Consider the following 6,819-nt stretch of genomic DNA (forward strand, 5'->3'; position numbering starts at 1 on the left):
CTGCGCAGAATCTCTGGTTTCCTTCCGTCTCTGTAATCGGACGAGTACTGCTCGGAGTGTTTTGGTGGCAGACTTCGGCCCCTGAACACGGTTGGGGAGGCTGGCGAAAGTGAGCGCGGGAGAGCCCGGATCGGTGGTGCGGCGCATGCTGCTCGGCTCGCAACTCAGGCGGCTGCGTGAGTCCAAGGGGATCACGCGGGAGCAGGCGGGGTACTCGATCCGCGCCTCGGAGTCGAAGATCAGCCGGATGGAGCTGGGCCGGGTGAGCTTCAAGACGAGGGACGTAGAAGACCTGTTGACGCTGTACGGCATCACGGACGGGGCGGAGCGCACCTCGCTGCTCTCCCTCGCCCGGGAGGCCAACGTCGCGGGCTGGTGGCACAGTTACTCGGACGTGCTGCCGAGCTGGTTCCCCACCTACGTGGGGCTGGAGGGTGCGGCGTCCCTGATCCGCGCCTACGAGGTGCAGTTCGTGCACGGGCTGCTGCAGACCGAGGCGTACGCCCGGGCCGTCGTCGAGCGCGGCATGCGGGGCGCGAGCGAGGCCGACATCGAGAAGCGCGTGGCGCTGCGCCTGGAGCGGCAGAAGTGCTTGGTCGCCGAGAACGCCCCCGAGTTCCACGTCGTGCTCGACGAGGCCGCACTGCGCCGGCCCTACGGCGGCCGCGAGGTGATGCGCGGTCAGCTCCAGCACCTGATCGAGATCTCCGAACAGCCCAACGTACGGCTGCAGATCATGCCGTTCGGCTTCGGCGGGCACTCGGGCGAGAGCGGCGCCTTCACGATCCTCTCCTTCCCCGAGTCGGACCTGTCGGACGTGGTCTACCTCGAGCAGCTCACCAGCGCGCTCTATCTGGACAAGCACGAGGACGTCACCCAGTACGAGAGGGCCCTCAAGGAACTCCAGCAGGACAGTCCCGGCCCCGACGAGAGCCGTGATCTTCTCCGAGGTCTCCTTCAACTCTCTTGAAACATAAGTACGATGACGTGTGATCAGACCGTGATGGAGATCTGTCGAAGATCTGGTGTCTGCTAGTGATTGAGGGATCACATGTCGTCCTGCTTCAACGACCTGGCTCAGCAGTACATCGACGGTGAGTGGCGTCCGGGAACCGGTTCCTGGGACATCATCGACTTCAACCCGTACGACGGCGAGAAGCTGGCGTCGATCACGATAGCCACGGTCGACGAGGTCGACGAGGCGTACCGGGCGGCGGCCCGCGCCCAGAAGCAGTGGGCCGCGACCAACCCGTACGCGCGCCGCGCGGTCTTCGAGAAGGCGCTCGCGCTGATCGAGGAGCGCCAGCAGGAGATCACCGAGGCGATCATCGCCGAGCTCGGCGGCACCCACCTGAAGGCCGGCTTCGAGCTGCACCTCGCCAAGGAGTTCCTGCGCGAGTCGATCCACCTGGCGCTGCGCCCCGAGGGCAAGATCCTCCCGTCGCCGGTCGACGGCAAGGAGAACCGCCTCTACCGCGAGCCGGTCGGCGTCGTGGGCGTGATCAGCCCCTTCAACTTCCCGTTCCTGCTGTCCCTCAAGTCGGTCGCGCCGGCCCTCGCGCTCGGCAACGGCGTGGTGCTCAAGCCGCACCAGAACACCCCGATCGTCGGCGGCTCCCTGGTCGCGAAGATCTTCGAGGACGCGGGCCTGCCGGCCGGCCTGCTCAACGTCGTCATCACCGACATAGCGGAGATCGGCGACGCCTTCATCGAGCACCCGATCCCGAAGGTCATCTCCTTCACCGGCTCCGACCAGGTGGGCCGCCACGTGGCCACCGTCTGCGCCGCCCAGTTCAAGCGCACGGTCCTGGAACTCGGCGGCAACAGCGCCATCGTGGTCCTCGACGACGCCGACCTCGACTACGCGGTCGACGCCGCCGTGTTCAGCCGGTACGTCCACCAGGGCCAGGTCTGCATGGCCGCCAACCGCGTGCTGGTCGACCGCTCGATCTACGAGGACTTCACCGAGAAGTTCGTCGCCAAGGTCAAGAGCCTCAAGGTCGGCGACCCGAGCGACCCGGAGACCGTCATCGGCCCGGTGATCAACTCCTCCCAGGCGGAGGCGCTCTCGGCGGTCGTGACGCAGGCGATCCAGGAGGGCGCGACGGCCTGGCAGCACGGCACCACCACGGGCAACCTGGTCACGCCGGCCGTCCTGCTCGACGTACCCCTCGACTCGGCCCTGCTCCGGCAGGAGGTCTTCGGGCCCGTCGCCTTCCTCATCCCGTTCGACGGCGAGGAGGAGGCGGTGCGCATCGTCAACGACACCCCGTACGGCCTGAGCGGCGCCGTGCACACCGGTGACGTCGAGCGGGGCGTGGCCTTCGCCAAGCAGATCGACACCGGCATGTTCCACGTGAACGACGGCACCGTGCACGACGAGCCGCTGGTCCCCTTCGGCGGCGAGAAGAACTCCGGCATCGGGCGGCTGAACGGCGAGACGACCCTGGACGCCTTCACCACGCTGAAGTGGATCTCGGTGCAGCACGGGCGCAGCCGCTTCCCGTTCTGACCACTTCCCCTGCCCGAACCCTTCCTCACGGGCCCTTGCGGACAGAACCTGACCGCAAGGGCCCGTAGCTTCGTCGGTGTCCGGGGAGAGCCCCCGGCACCGACGAAAGGCGGCGGTCATGGTCACTCACGTGCGAGCCGAGGCGCCCGGCGACGAGCGCGGGGCGCTCCTCTCCTTCCTCGCCGAACAGCGCGGCGGCATCCGGCGGGCGGTACTGGGGCTGACCGAGGAGCAGGCCGCGAGCCGGCCCAGTGCCAGCGAGCTTTCCCTGGGCGGGCTGGTCAAGCACGTCGCCGAGGTCGAGCAGTACTGGATCGCCCTCGCCAAGGGCGAACCGCCGGCGGTCAAGCGGGACCAGTCGAACTGGGACGAGTGCTTCCGGTTGACCGACGGCGAGACCCTCGCCTCCCAACTGGCCTACTGGGAGCGGGTCGCCGCCGAGACGGAGACGTTCATCCGGTCCGCCCCCAGCCTCGACGACACCTTCCCGCTGCCGGACGCCCCCTGGTTCCCGGCGGACGAGGCCGTCTCGCTGCGCTGGCTGTGCCTGCACCTGATCCGCGAGACGGCCCGGCACGCCGGCCACGCCGACATCATCCGCGAGTCGCTGGACGGCAGGACGGCGTTCGAGCTGGTCACCCTCGCCGGAGACTGAGGCCGTGCGGCGCGCGCACTCGCGCCGGGTCAGTGATGGAAACCGGTGGCCGCCTGCTTGTCCCGGGTCAGGGGGTGCTGCTGTCGCCGCAGCTCCGGCAGCAGCCGGGTCAGGTCCTCCATGAACAGGTCGGCGAGATCGGCGGAGAAGCCGTTGCGGCACACGATCCGCAGCACGGACAGGTCCTCGCGGTTCGGCGGGAAGGTGTACGCCGGCACCAGCCAGCCGCGCTCGCGCAGCCGCCGGGAGACGTCGAAGACGTCGAACGCCTCGACGTCCGGGGCCGTCGTGAAGGCGAAGACGGGCAGCTGGTCGCCCCGGGTCAGCAGCCGGAAGTCGCCGAGCGCCTCCACCCGCTCGGCGACGCTCCGGGCCACGTCCCGGGTGGTCTGCTGCACCGCCCGGAACCCGTCGCGGCCCAGCCGCAGGAACGTGTAGTACTGCGCGGCCACCTGGGCGCCGGGGCGGGAGAAGTTGAGGGCGAAGGTGGGCATGTCGCCGCCCAGGTAGTTGACGTGGAAGACGAGTTCGTCCGGAAGCGCCTCCTTGTCACGCCACAGCGCCCAGCCGACGCCCGGGTAGACCAGGCCGTACTTGTGCCCCGAGGTGTTGATGGACGCCACGCGCGGCAGGCGGAAGTCCCACACCAGGTCCTCGTCGAGGAAGGGCGCGATCATGGCGCCCGACGCGCCGTCGACGTGCACCGGGATGTCGAGGCCGGTGCGCTCCTGGAGGTCGTCGAGCGCGGAGCACAGGTCGGCGATCGGCTCGTAGGAGCCGTCGAAGGTGGAGCCCAGGATGCCGACGACCCCGATGGTGTTCTCGTCGCACAGCTCCGCCGCGGCCTGCGGGTCGAGGTGGAAGCGGTCGCCGTCCATCGGCACCTGACGCGCCTCCACCTCCCAGAAGTTGCAGAACTTGTCCCAGCAGACCTGGACGTTGACGCCCATGACGAGGTTGGGGCGGGCCTCCCGCGAGGGGTAGCGGTCGGCGTTGCGCCGCGCCCAGCGCCGCTTGAGCGCCATCCCGGCCAGCATGCACGCCTCGCTCGACCCGGTCGTCGAACAGCCCACGGCCGCCGACGGGTCGGGCGCGTTCCACAGGTCGGCGAGCATCGCCACGCACCGCCGTTCCAGCTCGGCGGTGCGCGGGTACTCGTCCTTGTCGATCATGTTCTTGTCGCGGCAGTCCGCCATCAGCACACCGGCCTGCGGCTCCATCCAGGTGGTGACGAAGGTGGCCAGGTTCAGCCGCGCGTTGCCGTCCAGCATCAGCTCGTCGTGCACCAGCTGGTACGCCGTCGACGGCGCCATCGGGGTGTCCGGCAGCCGGTGCCTGGGCGGGGCGTCCGTCATGTCGCCGACCGGGTTGGCCTCCCCGTAGAAGGGGTTGACGGACATCGGACGCTCGTCGGGCTTGCCGGGACCTCGGTGGAGCGGCATGGGCGTGTCTCCAGACAGTCGGGTCGGACGACCGGAATCGCGTGCTCGCGCCACCGCACGGCGAGGCGGGAACCGCCGGATCACCATATGCGGACCGGGTGGACGAGGCTGGTGAACAACGGACTTGCACCTCACGTGGCGTGAGGCCGCACGGTGGAGGCGTACCGAGAAGGGAGCGGAAGCGGTGAGCTACTCCGTGGGACAGGTCGCGGGCTTCGCCGGCGTCACGGTGCGCACCTTGCACCACTACGACGACATCGGCCTGCTCGTCCCGAGCGAACGCAGCCGGGCGGGCCACCGGCGCTACAGCGACGCCGACCTCGACCGGCTGCAGCGGATCCTGTTCTACCGGGAGCTCGGCTTCCCGCTCGACGAGGTCGCGGTCCTGCTCGACGACCCGGAGGCGGACCCCCGCGCGCACCTGCGCCGGCAGTACGAACTGCTGACCGCCCGGATCGAGAGGCTGCAGAAGATGGCCGCGGCCGTGGAACACGCCATGGAGGCACGCACGATGGGCATCAACCTCACGCCCGAGGAACGGTTCGAGGTCTTCGGGGACAAGGACCCCGAGCAGTACGCCGAGGAGGCGGAGGCACGCTGGGGCGGCACCGCGGCGTACGCCGAGTCGCAGCGCCGGGCCGCCCGCTACACCAAGGAGGACTGGAAACGGCTGCAGGCCGAGGTCGACGACTGGAGCGAGCGCTACGCCGCCCTGATGGCCTCCGGCGAGCCGGCCACCGGTGAGGCGGCCATGGACCTGGCCGAGGAGCACCGCCTGCACATCTCCCGCTGGTTCTACGAGTGCCCGTACGACATGCACCGCTGCCTGGGTGACATGTACGTCTCCGACGAGCGGTTCAAGGCGTTCTACGACGCCGTGCGCCCGGGACTCGCCGAGCACCTCAGGGAGGCGATCACGGCGAACGCGGGCCGCGGCACCCGGTGACCCACAGCTTTGTTCCCGCCCTCGCACAGGGCATCCTGGAGGCACCGGTGGAACCCGGGGCGGACACACTGCGTTGATAGCTTTGTGCGGCCGCACAACGACGCCGTACCCGCTACCCCCTCAGGAGCCCGGAACCGTGACGACGCTTGCCCTCGGCCCGAGCTGGCTCGATCCGAACTATCTGCTCAACTCGTTCGGCATCTGGGGCCTGCTCCTCATCGTCTTCGCGGAATCCGGCCTGCTCATCGGGTTCTTCCTGCCCGGCGACTCGCTGCTGTTCACCTGCGGCCTGCTGATCACCGCGGGCACCCTGGACTTTCCGCTGTGGGCGGCCGTCGCGCTGATCTGCCTCGCCGCGGTGCTCGGCGACCAGGCGGGCTACCTCTTCGGCAAGAAGGTCGGCCCCTCCCTCTTCACCCGACCGGACTCACGCCTGTTCAAGCAGGAGAACGTCACCAAGGCGCACGAGTTCTTCGAGAAGTACGGCGCCAAGTCGCTGGTGCTGGCCAGGTTCGTCCCGATCGTGCGGACGTTCACGCCGATCATCGCGGGCGTCAGCGGCATGCGTTACCGCTCGTTCATCACGTTCAACGTCATCGGCGGCGTCATGTGGGGCGCCGGCGTGACGCTGCTCGGCTCCTGGCTCGGCAACGTGGGCTTCGTCCACAAGAACATCGAGGCGATCCTCATCCTGATCGTCTTCGTCTCGGTGGTCCCGATCATCATCGAGTTCCTGCGCGCCCGCTCCAAGAACAAGAACGCCCGGCCCGAGCCCGCGGTCCAGCAGCAGCCCCCGCTGATGGACGACGCGACGACCCAGCTGCGCCGCGTCCCGCCGACGGCGGACCAGCAGCAGCCGGCCCCGCAGCAGCCGTACCGGGACCAGCCGTACCAGCAGGACTACGGGCAGCAGCAGCCGTACCGGCAGGAGTACGGCCAGCAGCAGCCGTACCAGCAGGACTACGGCCAGGACTACGGTCAGGACTACGGGCAGCAGGGCTACGGCCAGCAGCCCCAGCAGCCCCAGCAGCCGTACGGCCGGCAGCATCCGCAGCAGACCTACCCGCCCCAGCAGCCCTACGGCGACCAGCGGGACCAGCAGCAGTACCCCTACAACGGCGGTTACTAGAGCTGCCACGGCGGTCAGCGGGGGGGGGGGGGGGGGGGGGGGGGGGGGGGGGGGGGGGGGGGGGGGGGGGGGGGGGGGGGTGGTGGGGGGGGGGGGGGGGGGGGGGGCGGGAGAGGGAGGGGGCTGGCAAGGAGG

At 69.5% G+C, this 6,819-nt stretch carries 6 protein-coding genes; 5 read left to right on the forward strand and 1 reads right to left on the reverse strand.

The window, feature by feature from the left end:
• Positions 1-145: 145 nt before the first annotated feature.
• The 3 genes from ACZ5GT_RS14570 to ACZ5GT_RS14580 all read left to right on the forward strand — a co-directional run bounded on the left by ACZ5GT_RS14570 (position 146) and on the right by ACZ5GT_RS14580 (position 3,167).
• Positions 146-970, forward strand: coding sequence for a helix-turn-helix domain-containing protein (locus tag ACZ5GT_RS14570; RefSeq protein WP_469021458.1), 825 nt, complete (start codon positions 146-148; stop codon positions 968-970).
• Positions 971-1,051: 81 nt separating this feature from the next.
• A complete protein-coding gene (locus ACZ5GT_RS14575; RefSeq protein ID WP_469021372.1) occupies positions 1,052-2,512 on the forward strand; it encodes an aldehyde dehydrogenase family protein in 1,461 nt (486 codons plus the stop codon).
• A gap of 118 nt (positions 2,513-2,630) precedes the next feature.
• Complete coding sequence (locus ACZ5GT_RS14580) at positions 2,631-3,167, forward strand: DinB family protein (RefSeq protein ID WP_469021380.1); 537 nt, start codon at positions 2,631-2,633, stop codon at positions 3,165-3,167.
• A 29-nt stretch (positions 3,168-3,196) separates the two neighbouring features.
• Here the strand turns inward: ACZ5GT_RS14580 and ACZ5GT_RS14585 are convergent, their stop codons facing one another.
• Positions 3,197-4,609, reverse strand: a complete 1,413-nt coding sequence (locus ACZ5GT_RS14585; RefSeq protein ID WP_469021385.1) for a glutamate decarboxylase — start codon at positions 4,607-4,609, stop codon at positions 3,197-3,199.
• A 184-nt stretch (positions 4,610-4,793) separates the two neighbouring features.
• Here ACZ5GT_RS14585 and ACZ5GT_RS14590 point away from each other — a divergent pair, with 184 nt between their 5' ends.
• Entirely contained in the window at positions 4,794-5,555 is a 762-nt protein-coding gene (locus tag ACZ5GT_RS14590; protein ID WP_469021391.1) for a MerR family transcriptional regulator, read from the forward strand.
• A gap of 136 nt (positions 5,556-5,691) precedes the next feature.
• Entirely contained in the window at positions 5,692-6,684 is a 993-nt protein-coding gene (locus ACZ5GT_RS14595) for a DedA family protein (RefSeq protein WP_469021395.1), read from the forward strand.
• Positions 6,685-6,819 lie beyond the last annotated feature (135 nt).

Source organism: Streptomyces sp. NPDC031340 (assembly GCF_055569945.1).

Coding starts and splice junctions, on each gene's coding strand:
- ACZ5GT_RS14570 (WP_469021458.1), top strand. CDS start 146: ATGCTGCTCGGCTCGCAACTCAGGCGGCTGCGTGAGTCCAAGGGGATC.
- ACZ5GT_RS14580 (WP_469021380.1), top strand. CDS start 2,631: ATGGTCACTCACGTGCGAGCCGAGGCGCCCGGCGACGAGCGCGGGGCG.
- ACZ5GT_RS14585 (WP_469021385.1), bottom strand. CDS start 4,609: ATGCCGCTCCACCGAGGTCCCGGCAAGCCCGACGAGCGTCCGATGTCC.
- ACZ5GT_RS14575 (WP_469021372.1), top strand. CDS start 1,052: ATGTCGTCCTGCTTCAACGACCTGGCTCAGCAGTACATCGACGGTGAG.